At 71.4% G+C, this 13,730-nt stretch carries 12 protein-coding genes; 6 read left to right on the forward strand and 6 right to left on the reverse strand.

The window, feature by feature from the left end; translation table 11 throughout:
- Positions 1-70 precede the first annotated feature (70 nt).
- Positions 71-667: a histidine phosphatase family protein gene (locus I2W78_RS24950; protein ID WP_196462500.1), complete on the forward strand. Its 597-nt coding sequence runs from the start codon at positions 71-73 to the stop codon at positions 665-667.
- A gap of 85 nt (positions 668-752) precedes the next feature.
- Here I2W78_RS24950 and I2W78_RS24955 read toward each other — a convergent pair whose 3' ends face one another.
- Positions 753-2,201 (reverse strand): hypothetical protein, encoded by a 1,449-nt coding sequence (locus I2W78_RS24955; protein WP_196462501.1) that lies wholly within the window; start codon positions 2,199-2,201, stop codon positions 753-755.
- A 280-nt stretch (positions 2,202-2,481) separates the two neighbouring features.
- Between I2W78_RS24955 and I2W78_RS24960 the strand changes: the two genes are divergently transcribed.
- Together I2W78_RS24960 and I2W78_RS24965 are read left to right on the forward strand one after the other, a co-directional pair.
- Positions 2,482-2,898 carry a hypothetical protein gene (locus I2W78_RS24960; protein WP_196462502.1) on the forward strand — a complete coding sequence of 139 codons (417 nt, stop codon included), beginning with the start codon at positions 2,482-2,484 and terminating at the stop codon, positions 2,896-2,898.
- Between the two features lie 122 nt (positions 2,899-3,020).
- Positions 3,021-3,890 carry a spermidine synthase gene (locus I2W78_RS24965; protein WP_196462503.1) on the forward strand — a complete coding sequence of 290 codons (870 nt, stop codon included), beginning with the start codon at positions 3,021-3,023 and terminating at the stop codon, positions 3,888-3,890.
- A gap of 249 nt (positions 3,891-4,139) precedes the next feature.
- Here the strand turns inward: I2W78_RS24965 and I2W78_RS24970 are convergent, their stop codons facing one another.
- The gene (locus I2W78_RS24970; RefSeq protein WP_196464703.1) at positions 4,140-4,661 is read right to left on the reverse strand and encodes a hypothetical protein; all 522 of its coding nucleotides are present in this window, start codon (positions 4,659-4,661) and stop codon (positions 4,140-4,142) included.
- A 129-nt stretch (positions 4,662-4,790) separates the two neighbouring features.
- Between I2W78_RS24970 and I2W78_RS24975 the strand changes: the two genes are divergently transcribed.
- The 3 genes from I2W78_RS24975 to I2W78_RS24985 all read left to right on the forward strand — a co-directional run bounded on the left by I2W78_RS24975 (position 4,791) and on the right by I2W78_RS24985 (position 8,477).
- Positions 4,791-5,495 carry a response regulator transcription factor gene (locus tag I2W78_RS24975; RefSeq protein ID WP_196462504.1) on the forward strand — a complete coding sequence of 235 codons (705 nt, stop codon included), beginning with the start codon at positions 4,791-4,793 and terminating at the stop codon, positions 5,493-5,495.
- On the forward strand, positions 5,492-6,901 hold the full coding sequence (locus I2W78_RS24980; RefSeq protein WP_196462505.1) for a HAMP domain-containing sensor histidine kinase: 1,410 nt from the start codon (positions 5,492-5,494) through the stop codon (positions 6,899-6,901). Before I2W78_RS24975 ends, I2W78_RS24980 begins: the two co-directional genes overlap by 4 nt.
- A 109-nt stretch (positions 6,902-7,010) precedes the next feature.
- Complete coding sequence (locus tag I2W78_RS24985) at positions 7,011-8,477, forward strand: glycoside hydrolase family 18 protein (protein ID WP_196462506.1); 1,467 nt, start codon at positions 7,011-7,013, stop codon at positions 8,475-8,477.
- 122 nt (positions 8,478-8,599) lie between these two features.
- On the opposite strand, the gene I2W78_RS24990 is transcribed toward I2W78_RS24985, so the two are convergent.
- The 4 genes from I2W78_RS24990 to I2W78_RS25005 all read right to left on the reverse strand — a co-directional run bounded on the left by I2W78_RS24990 (position 8,600) and on the right by I2W78_RS25005 (position 13,385).
- Complete coding sequence (locus I2W78_RS24990; protein ID WP_196462507.1) at positions 8,600-10,027, reverse strand: GH1 family beta-glucosidase; 1,428 nt, start codon at positions 10,025-10,027, stop codon at positions 8,600-8,602.
- A 111-nt stretch (positions 10,028-10,138) separates the two neighbouring features.
- Positions 10,139-11,044: a carbohydrate ABC transporter permease gene (locus I2W78_RS24995; RefSeq protein WP_196462508.1), complete on the reverse strand. Its 906-nt coding sequence runs from the start codon at positions 11,042-11,044 to the stop codon at positions 10,139-10,141.
- A gap of 11 nt (positions 11,045-11,055) precedes the next feature.
- Positions 11,056-12,075: a carbohydrate ABC transporter permease gene (locus I2W78_RS25000; RefSeq protein WP_196462509.1), complete on the reverse strand. Its 1,020-nt coding sequence runs from the start codon at positions 12,073-12,075 to the stop codon at positions 11,056-11,058.
- A 5-nt stretch (positions 12,076-12,080) separates the two neighbouring features.
- Entirely contained in the window at positions 12,081-13,385 is a 1,305-nt protein-coding gene (locus I2W78_RS25005; protein ID WP_196462510.1) for an ABC transporter substrate-binding protein, read from the reverse strand.
- Positions 13,386-13,730: the final 345 nt, after the last annotated feature.

The raw sequence follows: 13,730 nt of genomic DNA on the forward strand, positions 1-13,730 counted from the left end.
CCCCGGACGGGGTGCGCGATGATGGAGAGGTTCCGCCTCAGTTCTTCTCCAGGAAAGGTCCCGTCCCCTCATGGCACCGCGCATCCTGCTGGCCCGGCACGGGCAGACGGAGTGGTCGCTGGCCGGAAAGCACACCGGCAGGACCGACATACCCCTCCTCGACGAGGGGCGGCGCGGCGCGAAACTCCTCGGCGAACGCCTGCACCAGGCGCCGTACGCCGGACTCCCCGACGTCGAGGTCCGCACCAGCCCGCTCTCCCGCGCGCGTGAGACGTGCGAACTCGCAGGCTTCGGTTCCCGCGCCGACACCTGGGACGCGCTCCTGGAATGGGACTACGGCGCGTACGAGGGCCTGACCCCCGCCGACATCCAGGCCCGCCGCCCCGGCTGGCTGATCTGGCGCGACGGCGTCCCCGAGGGCGAGACCCTGGCCGACATGACGGCCCGCGCGGACGAGGTCGTCACCTGGGCCCGCTCCCGGGACCACGACGTCCTGCTCTTCGCCCACGGCCACATCCTGCGCTCGATCGCCGCCCGCTGGCTGGGCCTGCCCCTCGACTTCGCGGCCCGAATCCGCCTCAACCCGACCTCACTGTCGATCCTGGGCTGGGCCTACGGGGAGCCCGCGATCGAGAGCTGGAACGACGTGGGACACCTGGCGGGATAACTGCCGCAGTGGCACCCGGTCGGCGCGGGTGAGCGTCCCACCCTGCCTCGGCCATTACGCAGGGGACAGCGCAACCCCGCGCGCGTCAAACCGACCGCGGTACCGAAGCATGCCGTTCCAGAAACTCCGACACACCCGACGCCCGCCGATGCGGCAACAGCACCCGCGCCGTCCCCGCCAACATCGCCTGAATCCGCGACGACTGCACCTCGTCCAGCAGATCCAGCACCCGCATCCCCGCGGCCGCGGCCTCATCGGGCCGCCCCCCGCGCGCGAGATCGTCCGCGAGTTCCGCCGTGTACAGCGCGATGTTCCGAGTGAAGTGCGGATCCTGCAGATGCGCCGCCCGCCGGGCATGCCGCGCCGCCCGCGTCCAGTCACCCAGCGTCGACCAGCACTGCGCTTCCAGCGCCTCCAACTCGGCCTCGCCGTAGAAGGTCATCCACTCGGGGTCGGCGTCCGAGGCGCCCCGCTCGTAGAGGGCATGCGCGCGCGTGAGCGCCTGCGCGCACCCGGTGCGATCGGCGAGCCCCGCCCATCCCCCCGCCTCACGCAACGCCAGCAGTGACATCAGCCGAGCCGACCCCAGGGGCTGCCCGATCCGCTGCGCGGCCTGCGCCGCCCGCACGGCCTCCCGCGGCCGCCCGGCATCCCGCGCGAGGAACGCCGTGTTGCAGAAGGCATGCGCCTCCAGCGCCGGGTCCCCGGTCATCCGCGCGGTCGCCAGCGCCTCCGCGTAGTGCGAGCGCGCGTCGTCGAACCGCCCCGAGTCGTGTGCCAGCCACCCCACGGAGATGGCCAGTTCACCGGCGCCCGAGTGCAACCGGTCGGCGGTCGCCTGCCGCGTCGCGCCGGCGTCCAGTAGCGCGTACGCGGCGCGCAGCGGAGCCGCCGCGCGCCGGTACAACCCGTCCGCGCCATGCCGGTCGTCGAGCAACCGGATCCTGCGAACGGCCTCTTCGAGTGCGCCCGCCTCGCTCGCCCCGGCGCGCCGCACGGGGCGTTCCGCCGCCGACGCGTCGAGTGCGAGCCCGAAGGGGCCCAGCGAGGCGGCGGCCACGGTGGCGCCTCCGCCCGTCATGAATGCGCGACGCAGCACGTCGCTCTCCTCGTAGTTGATGTGCGTGTCGTACGGGTCCTGCGTGTCATACGGCTCGCCCGTCCCGCGCGTTTCACTCGTGCTCTGCGCCGGGCTCGGGGAGTGAACGGGGGGCGTGTCCTCGTCCGTGCACGCCCCGCGTCCTCGTCCGCGTACGGACGAGCGGGGCGCGAACCCCAGGTCGGTGAGCGTGCGTCCGGGGAACATGTGCAGGAACACCCGTTCGTAGGCGTAGTTGGGGCAGCGGATCTCGCCCGCCTCCACCCGGCCGATGTAGCGCGCGTCACAGCTGACCCGCTCGCCGATCTCGCGCGCGGCCCGCCGCACCGCGGCGGCGAACTCGGCGGGCGAACGCCTGCCGCGCAGGCGCCGGAAGGCGAGGTTCGGCCGCGGTGGCCGGTTGGGCTGGGACGAGGTCACGCTTGACGACGTCATGGCCGGGTCCTCTCGTGCGAACCGTCGAACCATGCCGGATCGGGGCGAGTTGAGCGATTTATCCAGAGTGGTGCCCTGTTTCCGGCGGGCAAGAACGTACCTGCTGTGCAGGGCCCGGTACGCAGTGTTTGGCTACAAACCGGATATCTCATCCTGGATCTGCCATGAACTGCCATCCTTTGCGGCGCACTTCCGCCGTAGCCGTTGACGTCGTCCGGCGTTGAATCCGATGGACCGGGAGCCGCCCGACTCCCGGCCTGCTCGCCCAAGGAGGGGTTCCGTGGTGGAGGCCGGGATGGAGACCAGCCAGAGCATCGTTTCTCGTACGCCGCTGCCCGCGTGCGACCTTGTGACGGTTCCCGCCCGCCAGGGGCTGGAGGCGGTGGACATCCTCCGGCGCGGCGAGGTCGAGGCGGTGGGGCCCGTCCTGCACGACGACGACTGCGACACCCTCTGCTTCGTGGTGCCGCCCGGGACGGCGGCGGCGTGGGACATGCCGGGCAGCACCTGCACGGAGACCAACGGGCGCGGACTGACCCTGGCCCCCCAGCCGCCGGTCGGCGAGTCCGAGGCGCAGCCCGGCTCGGCGTGGCTGCTGCCGCCCGGCGAGGCGGAACTGGCGACCGACCCGGCGGTGCTGCGCCGGGCGCTGGGTGAGGCGGCACGGACGATCCAGGCGGCGGACAACTGCCGCTGACGGGCACAGCGGCGCCGGGTGACGGGCACAGCGGCGCCGGGCGTCGCCGCGGCGGCCCGCCCTTCCCCACCTGCGCCGACGCCGACTGAGCTGAACCCGTCGTACCCGCCGATAATGGCTGGGTGGGAAAGTCCAGAAAGCTCCGGCGGTCACAGGCCGCCCTCGCCGCCGTCGTCGAGTCCGTCGACGGCGGCCTCGCCCAGCTGATCCCGGACCCCGACCGGGCGCGGGCCTGGACGCTGCTGATCGACGGAGCCCCGCAGTCGCACGTCGACCTGGACGACCCCGCGTACCTCTCCTTCGAATACCAGCGGCGCCTCGGCCACGTCATCGACCTCGCCGCGCCGCCCGGCAAACCCCTACAGGCCGTGCACCTCGGCGGTGGCGCCCTCACCCTCGCCCGTTACGTCGCCGCCACCCGCCCCCGCTCCACCCAGCAGGTCGTCGAACGCGACGCGCCCCTCGTCCAACTGGTCCGCCGCGAGCTGCCGTTGGCGCCGGGCGCGCGCATCCGGGTGCGGTCGACGGACGCCCGCGAAGGGCTCGGCAAGGTGCCGGACGGGTGGGCCGACGTGGTCGTCGCCGATGTGTTCAGCGGCGCCCGGACACCCGCCCACCTCACCTCGACGGAGTTCCTCGACGAGGTCCGCAGGGCGCTGCGCCCCGGTGGGCTGTACGCCGCCAACCTGGCCGACGGCCCGCCGCTCGCCCACCTGCGCGGCCAGATCGCCACCGCCGCCGCCCGGTTCGCGGAGCTCGCCCTGGTCGCCGACCCGGCGGTGCTGCGCGGAAAGCGTTTCGGCAACGCGGTCCTCGTCGCCTCCGACCACCCTCTGCCGATCGCCGAACTGACCCGCCGCGCCGCCTCCGACCCTCACCCCGGCCGCGTCGAACACGGCAGGCAGCTCACCGACTTCACCGGAGGCGCCGCCCCGGTCACGGACGCGGCGGCGGTCGCCTCACCGGCCCCACCACCGTCGGTCTTCCGCTGAACGCCCTGCCGCGTGACCCAATACGTCCCGAGCCCCACCACCGTCGGTCTTCCGCTGAATGCCCTGCCGCGTGACCCAATACGTCCCGAGCCCCACCACCGTCGGTCTTCCGCTGAATGCCCTGCCGCGTGACCCAATACGTCCCGAGCCCCACCACCGTCGGTCTTCCGCTGAACGCCCTGCCGCGTGACCCAATACGTCCCGAGCCCCACCACCGTCGGTCTTCCGCTGAACGCCCCGCCGCGTGACCTAATGCGTACCGATCTCCACCCGCGGCGGCCCGTCGTGCCACGTGCAGAACACCGACACCCGCTCGGCGCCCGCGGCGAACTCGACCCGGATCCACGTCTCCGTCTTCCACACCTGCATCGACCAGCCCGCGTCCGGGGTCGCCGACACCAGCGTCGCGGAGGTCTCACCGAGGTCGAAGACGGCCCGGCCGCCATCGGTCGCGTAGCTCTTGACCTGCCCGGACGCGGAAGCGGAGGCGCTCGGGCTCGGGCTGGGGCCGGTGCTCGCGCCGGCCGAGGGCGTCGGCTTGCGGGTCGGCGAGGGGCTCGGGCTCCTCGACGGTTCGGGCCGCCGCGTGCTCGCGGCGGTGGACCTCGGCTCCGGCTCCCGCGTCGCCGTGTCGGCCGCGGTGACGGGCAGGGCGCGCGGCGGGTCGTACACCGTGCCCGCCATGACCGAGTGGACACCCCACCACGACAGCGTGGTCGCCGCGCCCGTGGCGAGCGACCAGGCCAGTACGTGTACGACTCCTCTGAGCATCGCGGGCCATACTGCCTCACCCACGCCACACCTGTCCCATCGGTCACGGGGAACGAGAAGTTGTCCACAAGGGCCGGGTTGTCCACAGGCGCCGGACCCGCCTCGCTCGCATGGCGTACGGTGCGGCGCATGGCAAGTGTGCTCGTGGTCGAGGACGACCAGTTCGTACGCTCGGCGCTCATCCGGCATCTGACCGACGCCTCGCACACCGTGCGCAGCGTCGGTACGGCACTGGAGGCGCTGCGCGAGGTCGCCCATTTCCGCTTCGACGTGGTCATCCTGGACCTCGGCCTGCCCGACCTGGACGGGTCCGAGGCTCTGAAGATGCTGCGCGGCATCACGGACGTACCGGTGATCATCGCCACCGCCCGGGACGACGAGGCGGAGGTAGTGCGGCTGTTGAACGCCGGTGCGGACGACTATCTGACCAAGCCGTTCTCCGTAGAGCACCTCTCCGCCCGGATCGCCGCGGTCCTGCGCCGCTCCCGCGCGGCCGCGGGCGAGGCTCCGCCGTCCCCGGTGCTCCGGGTCGGCGGACTGACGGTGGACCCGCTGCGGCGCCAGGCCGAGCTGGACGGCGTACGACTGGACCTCACCCGGCGCGAGTTCGACCTGCTGGCCTTCCTGGCCGGGCGGCCCGGAGTCGTCGTCTCGCGCCGGGAGCTGCTCGCCGAGGTGTGGCAGCAGTCGTACGGCGACGACCAGACCATCGACGTCCATCTGTCCTGGCTGCGACGGAAACTGGGCGAAACGGCCGCCCGGCCGCGCTATCTGCACACCCTGCGCGGTGTCGGTGTGAAGCTGGAGCCGCCGGGAGCGGAGGCGCGGCCATGAGGTGGGCACTGGTCAAGGTCTCGCTGGCGGTCACCGCCATGGTCGTGGTCGCCTTCGCGGTGCCGCTCGGTCTGGTCATCAAGGAGATGGCCCGCGACCGCGCGTTCTCCGACGCCGAGCGGGACGCGGCGGAGATCGCCCCCGCGCTGTCCATCACCACCGACCGGGCCCAGCTCGAACGCGCGATCGCCGCCGCGGGTTCCGGCGACGGGATGGCCCTGCACATACCGGGCGACGAGGGCACTGAGGCCGTCGGCATCGGGCGGCAGCGCGCCGCCGACGCGGACATCGAGGCCACCCGGGAGTTGGGCCGCGCCTCCACGGCCGAGGCGCCGGGCGGTTCGGCCCTGCTCCAGCCGGTGGCGCTGAGCTCGGGCCAGTTCGCCGTCGTCGAGGTGTTCATCCCCGACACGGCGGTCGCCAAGGGCGTGGGTACGGCGTGGGCGGTGCTGGCCGGGGTCGGGCTCGCGTTGATCGTCGGGTCGGTCGCGGTCGCGGACCGGTTGGGCGCGCGGATGGTGCGGCCGGCGCAGCGGCTGGTCGAGGGCGCGCGGGAGCTGGGCGACGGCAGGCTGGGCGCCCGGGTGCCCGAGGAGGGGCCGCGGGAACTGCGGCTGGCGGCGGTCGCGTTCAACTCGATGGCCGACCAGGTCGTCCAGCTCCTCGCGAACGAGCGGGAGTTGGCGGCGGACCTGTCGCACCGGCTGCGGACACCGTTGACGGTGCTGCGGCTGAACGCCGCCTCGCTCGGGGACGGTCCCGCCGCCGAGCAGACCCGGACCGCGGTGGCCCAGCTGGAGCGTGAGGTCGACACGATCATCCGGACCGCCCGGGAGGCCAAGCCGCAGACCGCGGCGGCCGGTCCCGGCGCCGGCTGCGACGCGGCGGAGGTGGTGCGGGAGCGGATGGAGTTCTGGTCGGCGCTGGCCGAGGACGAGGGCCGCAAGGTGCGGATGGCCGGCGTGGAGCGGCCGGTACGCATACCCGTGGCGCGCGCCGACCTGGCCGCCGCGCTCGACGCGCTGCTCGGGAACGTCTTCCGGCACACCCCCGAGGGCACCGCCTTCGCGGTCGATGTGCACAACGGCGAGGACGCGGTGATCGTGCTCGTCTCCGACGCGGGGCCCGGCATACCCGACCCCGAGGCGGCGATGGCGCGCGGCCGGGGTTCCGGCAGCGACGGCTCGACCGGGCTCGGGCTGGACATCGTGCGGCGGCTCGCGGAGTCGACGGGCGGCGACGTGCGGATCGGTTCGTCGGTACTGGGCGGCACGGAGGTGCGGATCTGGATCCAGCTGGACGGGCGCGAGCGGCCGCCCGGGCGGCGCAGCCACCGCGGGTCCGTCAGACGCCGCAGACCGGGCAGATCGAGCACGAGCTTTAACCGCCCCAGATCCCTTCCTTAAGCGCACCATAAGATCCCCAACGCCGGTCTGGATCAGGCGTTTTGCCCGATTCCGGCTCGCTAGCGTGCTGCCGCAGTCCACCCCCGTGAGCAGCGAAGGCAGGCACGTGATGAGCACGCACCGGCGCAGGATCAGTGGCAGGAACAAGGCGATCGGCGGCGTGGTCGCCGCGGCCGTGGCCGGCGGTGGCGCGTTCCTGTTCACCGGCACCGCGCAGGCGGCCGGGATCGGCGCGGCGTACACCAAGACCAGCGACTGGTCGACCGGGTACACCGGGCAGTACGTCGTCACCAACAACAGCGGTCGGGCGAAGGCCGACTGGACGCTGGAGTTCGACCTCCCGTCGGGTGCGAGGCTCAGCTCGCTGTGGAACGGCGAGTCGAGCGTGCGTGGGCAGCACGTCACCGTGCGGCCGCCGTCCTGGGACAAGGACGGCCTGGCGCCCGGCGAGTCGGTGACCGTCGGCTTCGTCGTCAACGGCTCGGCCGACCCGACCGGTTGCCTGATCGACGACGCGAAGTGCTCGACGGACGACTCCGCGACCCCGCAGCCGACGGGCCGCCCGACCGGCACCCCGACCCCCACCCCGACCCCGACGGCCACGCCGTCCCAGAAGCCCACGGCGACCCCGACCCCGACCCCGACCCCCACCCCGTCCCAGAGCACCGGCACCGGCACGGCCACCACCGCCGGCTTCGCCCCGTACGTCGACACCTCCCTCTACCCGGCCTTCGACCTCGTCGCCGCCGCCGACGCGACCGGCGTGAAGGACTACAACCTCGCCTTCGTCACCGACGGCGGCGGCTGTACGCCGAAGTGGGGCGGGGTGACCGACCTGGCGAGCGACGCCGTGACCCAGCAGATAGGCGCCCTGCGGGCCAAGGGCGGCGACGTCCGGGTGTCCTTCGGCGGCGCCGCCGGCAGCGAGCTGGCCACGGCGTGCTCGTCGGCGGACGCGCTGGCGGCGGCGTACGGGAAGGTCGTCGACGCCTACGACCTCACCAAGGTCGACTTCGACGTCGAGGGCGGCGCGCTGCCCAACACCGCGGCCAACACCCGCCGCGCCCAGGCCATCGCCGAGCTCCAGCGGCAGCACCCCGACCTGGACGTCTCCTTCACCCTCCCGGTCATGCCCGAGGGCCTCACACAGGACGGCGTGAACCTGCTGGCCGACGCCAAGAAGAACGGCGTCGACATCAACACCGTCAACATCATGGCGATGGACTACGGCCCGGCGTACAGCGGCGACATGGGCACCTACGCCGAGCAGGCCGCCACCGCCACCCAGGCCCAGATCAAGAGCGTGCTCGGCCTGTCCGACAGCGCGGCCTGGAAGACGGTCGCCGTCACCCCGATGATCGGCGTCAACGACGTCGTCACCGAGGTCTTCAAGGTCGAGGACGCCACGCAGCTCGTGAACTTCGCCAAGGCCAAGGGCCTCGGCTGGCTCTCCATGTGGTCCGGCACCCGCGACAAGGCGTGCCCGGGCGGCCCGAAGCCCGCGGCCGACCCGACGTGTTCATCGATCGACCAGCAGCCGTCCGCCTTCAGCAAGGCATTCGCCGCATACAAGTAGATCGGCGGACGGCTGACGCACGTCAGGGGCGCGGGGCCGTATTCGATGTGCGGCTCCGCCGCGTGGGCGCGACAAGCCACACCCAACCCGCACACCGCACAGATCCCCGCCCCCCCACACAGCTACTCGGCCCCAACCTCCGGCAACACCCCGGTCCGCGCCGCCTCGCCATACCACCGCGCACTGGACTTCGGCGTCCGCTCCAACGTCGCGTAGTCCACGTACACCGCGCCGAACCGCTTGCCGTAGCCGTACGCCCACTCGAAGTTGTCCATCAGGGACCACAGGTAGTAGCCCCGGACATCGGCGCCGTCCGTGATGGCCTGGCGGACCGCCGACAGGTGGCCGTGCAGGTAGGCGATGCGCTCGGGGTCGTGGACGCGGCCGTCGGGGTCGGGTTTGTCGTCGTAGGCGGCGCCGTTTTCGGTGACGTAGAGCGGCAGGCCCGGCGCCTCCCGCGTGTACCGCATGATCAGCTCGTGCAGGCCGGACGGGTCGATGGTCCAGCCCATCTCTGTGCGCTCGCCCGCCGTCTGGTGGAACGCCACGTCGTCCGCGCCCGGCCAGGGGGAGTGGTCGCTGGCGCCGTGGCCGTCGGCGCGCGGGCCCTTCACCTCGGTCCGCGCCGCCGAAACCAGCGTCGGGGTGTAGTAGTTGAGGCCCAGCGCGTTCAGCGGCTGGTTGATGGTGCCCAGGTCGCCGTCCATGACGTACGACCAGTCGGTCACCGTTGCCGTCGCGGCAAGCAGCGTCTCCGGGTAGGCGCCGTGCAGCATCGGGCCGTGGAAGACGCCGTTGGCCAGGTCGTCGATCTTGCGGACCGCCACCAGGTCGGCCGGGTCCTGTGAAGCGGGCCGGACCACCGACGAGTTGAGGGACACCGCGATCGAGTTGCGGGAAGGCATCACCGACCTCAGGGCCGACGTGCCCAACCCGTGCGCCAGGTTCAGGTGATGGGCCGCCCGCAGCGAGGCAGCCGGTTCCGTACGGCCGGGAGCGTGCACCCCGGAGCCGTAGCCCAGAAATGCGCTGCACCACGGCTCGTTGAGCGTGATCCACTGCTCCACCCGGTCGCCCAGCGCCTCGCCGACGATCTGCGCGTACTCGGCGAACCGGAACGCCGTGTCCCGCTCGGGCCAGCCGCCCGCGTCCTCCAGCTCCTGCGGCAGGTCCCAGTGGTACAGCGTGAGCGCCGGCTTGATCCCGGCGTTCAGCAGCTCGTCGACAAGGCGCCGGTAGAAGTCCAGGCCGACCTGGACGGCGGGCCCCCGGCCGGTCGGCTGCACCCGGGACCAGGAGACCGAGAAGCGGTACGCCGTCAGGCCCAGCTCGGCCATCAGCGCCACGTCCTCGCGGAAGCGGTGGTAGTGGTCGACAGCGATGTCACCGGTCTCGCCGGCGGCCGTCCTGCCCGGCGTATGGCTGAAGGTGTCCCAGATGGACGGGGTACGGCCGCCCTCCCGCACCGCGCCCTCGATCTGGTAGGCGGAGGTGGCCGCGCCCCAGAGGAAGGCGGGAGGGAAGGACACCGACGATTCGGGTTCAGGCATGGAAGCGCTCCCATTGAGGTCGTGGAGACCGACGAAGAGATCAGGAGATGGGGGAGGGGAGGAGGAGAGGGGCCGAGGCGGCGGTGACCCGGCCCCCTGGGTGAGCGGGCGTCAGCCCTTGACCGCGCCCTGCATGATGCCGCCGACGATCTGCTTGCCGAAGATCGCGAAGACCAGCAGCAGCGGTAGCGTGCCGAGCAGCGCACCGGCCATGATCAGGGACTGGTCGGGGGTGTAACCGCGCCCCAGACCCGCGACCGCCACCTGGACGGTCGGGTTGCCGGTCTGGGTCAGCACCAGGAACGGCCACAGGAAGTCGTTCCAGGTCTGGACGAACATCAGCATGCCGAGCACCGCCATCGCGGGCCGGGCCGCCGGGAACACGATGTGCCACACCACGCGCCAGCTGCTCGCACCGTCCACCCGCGCCGCCTCGATCAGTTCGTCGGGCAGCGCCTGCAACAGGTACTGGCGCATGAAGAAGACGCCGAACGCGCTCACGATCGACGGCAGGATCACCGCCTGGAGCTGGTCGGTCCAGTCCAGCTCGGCGACCATCATGTACAGCGGGATCACGCTGAGCTGCGGCGGCACCATCATCGTGCCGATGACGATCAGCATCAGCGCGTTACGGCCCTTGAACCGCAGCTTGGCGAAGGCGAACCCGGCGATCGTCGACAGGACCACGATGGTGACCGCCGAGATCCCGGCCACGATGGTGGTGTTGAGGAAGGCCTCGCCCAGGTTGGCGTCCTTCCAGGCGATCTCCAGGTTGTCCATCAGGTTCGAGCCGAACCAGAACGGCGGCGGCGTCTCGGCCAGCCGCTGGTTGTCGCGGGACGCGGCGATCGCCGTCCACACCAGCGGGAACAGCGAGCCGATGGTGAACAGGGCGAGGATCCCGTACGCGACGGGCCCGGCGTGCAGGGTGCCGCCGGCGCGCGCGGCCTTGGGACGGCGTACGCGCCCCTTGGGGGCCTGCGCCTCCCGGTCCACCTCGGTCAGTGTCGTCGTCACGGCCGGTCTCCTTAACTACTGGCGCGCAGCCGGCGCGAGATGACGTAGTTGACGATCCCGATCACGATGAGGATCAGGAACATCGTCCAGGCGATGGCGGAGGCGCGGCCCAGGTGCTGGTTGACCCAGCCCTGCTCGTACAGATACAGGCCGAGCGTCTGGAACTGGTGCTGGGACCCGCCCGAGGCGCCCTTGTTCGCGTCGAACAGCAGCGGTTCACCGAACAGCTGCGAGGCGCCGATGGTGGACACGACGACGGTGAACAGGATCGTCGGCCGCAGCGACGGCAGCGTCACATGGACGAACTGCTGCCAGCGGTTGGCCCCGTCCAGCGCCGCCGACTCGTACAGGTCCTGCGGGATCGCCTGCATCGCGGCCAGGTAGATCAGCGCGTTGTAGCCGGTCCAGCGCCAGATGACGATCACCGACACCGCGATCTGCGAGGGCCACTTGTCGTTCTGCCAGTCGATGTTGTCTACGCCGACGGCCCCCAGCGCCCAGTTGATCATGCCGTAGTCGCGGCCGAAGAGCAGCACGAAGACCAGCGAGGCGGCGGCGATCGAGGTGGCGTACGGGGCCAGCATCACGACCCGGTAGAAGGTCGAGGCGCGCAGCTTGTAGTTGAGGATGTGGGCCAGGCCCAGCGCCATCAGCAGCTGCGGGACGGTGGAGATGATGCCGATGGTGAGCGTGTTGCGGGCCGCGTTCCAGAAGAAGTCATCGTCGAAGATCCGGGTGTAGTTGCGCAGGCCCACCCAGTTCATGTCGGTGGGCGCGGTCAGCTCCACCTGGTGCAGCGAGGCCCACCCCGTGTAGACCAGCGGGAACAGCCCGAAGGCCAGGAACAGCAGGAAGAACGGCGAGACGAAGGCGTACGGGCTGAAGCGCATGTCCCGCTGCCAGCGGCGGGACAGCCGGGCCCGGCGCCGCCGCTCCTTGTCGGAGACCGGCGCGCCGGCCGACGGGCGGGCCGGGGCCGCGCCCCCCTCCTTGGCGGGGGACGCGGCGGCGGTGTCGTGCCCAGTGGTCATACGGGTCACTGGTCCAGGTTGTTGTCGATGGTCTTCACGGCCGTGTCCCAGGCCTCCTTGGCGGACTTGCCCTGGGCGACCAGGATCACGCCGTTGTCGGTCAGACCCTGCTGGATGATCTGGTCCTTGGGGCCGATCACCTGGACCGGGGCGCTCTTGGCGGCCTCGGCGAAGATCTCGCCGATCGGGGCGTCACCGGTCATCTCGTTCTTGGCGCTCTTGACCTCGTCCATCTCGTACGCGGGCGGCGTGCTCGGGAAGTTGCCCTGCACCTTGAACAGCTTGGCCTGCTGCTCCGGCGCGGTCAGCCAGGCGGCCAGCTTCGCCGCCTCCTCGACGTTCTTGCCGGACTTGGGCACGGCCAGGAAGGAGCCGCCCCAGTTGCCGGACTTGGGAGCCGCGGCCACGTCCCACTTGCCGGCCGCCTCCGGCTTCGACTTGCCCTTGATGTAGCCGAGCATCCACGGCGGGCAGGAGATCGCGGCGAACTTGCTGTTGGCGATGGTGGTGTCCCAGGCGGGCTGGAACTGCGTCTGGTTGCCGACCAGTCCGTCCTCGGCGGCCGCCGCGGTCAGGTCGAAGGCGGCCTTCACGGCCGGGTTGGTCTTGTAGACGACCTCGCCGGAGGAGTCGTAGAACCGCTCGGTCTCACTGCTGAGGATGGCCTGGACCAGACCGCCGGGCGAGTCCATGAAGGTGGTCCCCGAGGGCGCCTTCTCCTGGTAGTCGCGGCCGACGTCGACGAACTTCTCCCAGTCGCCCGCCCACAGCTTGGCCACTTCCTCACGGTCGGTGGGCAGCCCGGCCTTCTCGAACAGGTCCTTGCGGTAGCAGATGGCCATCGGGCCGACGTCGGTGCCGAGGCCGATCGTCTGGCCGTCGGGAGTGGCGGCCTGCTTCCACTTCCACTCCAGGTAGTCGCTCTCCTTGCCGTACTTCGACAGGTCGACGAGCTTGGTGCCCTGGGTCTGTGCCACCTCGGCGATGTTGCCGACTTCGACGGCCTGGATGTCCATCAGGCCGCTGTTGGTGGTGAGGTGGTTGACGAGCGCGGGGTAGTAGTTCTCGTTGCGCTCGGTGACGTTCTCCTTGATGGTGATGTCGGGGTTGAGCTTCATGTACTCGTCGTAGAGGCCGGCTTCCTTGAAGCCCATCGTCCCGAAGAGCCCCAGGGTGATCGTGGTCTTGCCCTCGCCGCCGCCGGACGAGCCGGAGCCGCCCTCGTCGCCGCCGTCGTCGGCACAGCCGGCCAGCAGCCCGGCGCCCAGCGTCGCGATGGCCGCGAGGACCACCGACTTACGTGCTCGCATTGCGTCCTCCTGTTGCCCTGACGTGCCGACCCCCCGGCCAACTGCATGGTTGGGCCCGTAAGTTACTCGCTGCGGCTCGGGCGGGGAACGTGCGGGTTGTGTATGTGTCAGGTACTGTGGGAGCGCTCCCACCAGTGATGTGTTGAAGGGTCGTCGGTTCCCGCGGGGGTGTCAAGGGAGCGGACAGCGGGAGATGTGTTCAGTTATCGGGCTGTTAACTGGAACCAGAGAGTCCGGGACGGGCGCCCCGCGGGAGGGGTTTTCGGCCCCTCCGGGGCCCGATCCGGCGATCGTCACCCCAGCACATGGGGCTGTTAGATTCCAGGCCAGCGTGATGAACGTCGG

The organism is Streptomyces spinoverrucosus (genome assembly GCF_015712165.1).
Classification (GTDB): Bacteria; Actinomycetota; Actinomycetes; order Streptomycetales; family Streptomycetaceae; genus Streptomyces; species Streptomyces spinoverrucosus_A.

Coding starts and splice junctions, on each gene's coding strand:
- I2W78_RS24950 (WP_196462500.1), top strand. CDS start 71: ATGGCACCGCGCATCCTGCTGGCCCGGCACGGGCAGACGGAGTGGTCG.
- I2W78_RS24955 (WP_196462501.1), bottom strand. CDS start 2,201: ATGACGTCGTCAAGCGTGACCTCGTCCCAGCCCAACCGGCCACCGCGG.
- I2W78_RS24970 (WP_196464703.1), bottom strand. CDS start 4,661: ATGCTCAGAGGAGTCGTACACGTACTGGCCTGGTCGCTCGCCACGGGC.
- I2W78_RS24975 (WP_196462504.1), top strand. CDS start 4,791: ATGGCAAGTGTGCTCGTGGTCGAGGACGACCAGTTCGTACGCTCGGCG.
- I2W78_RS24980 (WP_196462505.1), top strand. CDS start 5,492: ATGAGGTGGGCACTGGTCAAGGTCTCGCTGGCGGTCACCGCCATGGTC.
- I2W78_RS24985 (WP_196462506.1), top strand. CDS start 7,011: ATGAGCACGCACCGGCGCAGGATCAGTGGCAGGAACAAGGCGATCGGC.
- I2W78_RS24990 (WP_196462507.1), bottom strand. CDS start 10,027: ATGCCTGAACCCGAATCGTCGGTGTCCTTCCCTCCCGCCTTCCTCTGG.
- I2W78_RS25000 (WP_196462509.1), bottom strand. CDS start 12,075: ATGACCACTGGGCACGACACCGCCGCCGCGTCCCCCGCCAAGGAGGGG.
- I2W78_RS25005 (WP_196462510.1), bottom strand. CDS start 13,385: ATGCGAGCACGTAAGTCGGTGGTCCTCGCGGCCATCGCGACGCTGGGC.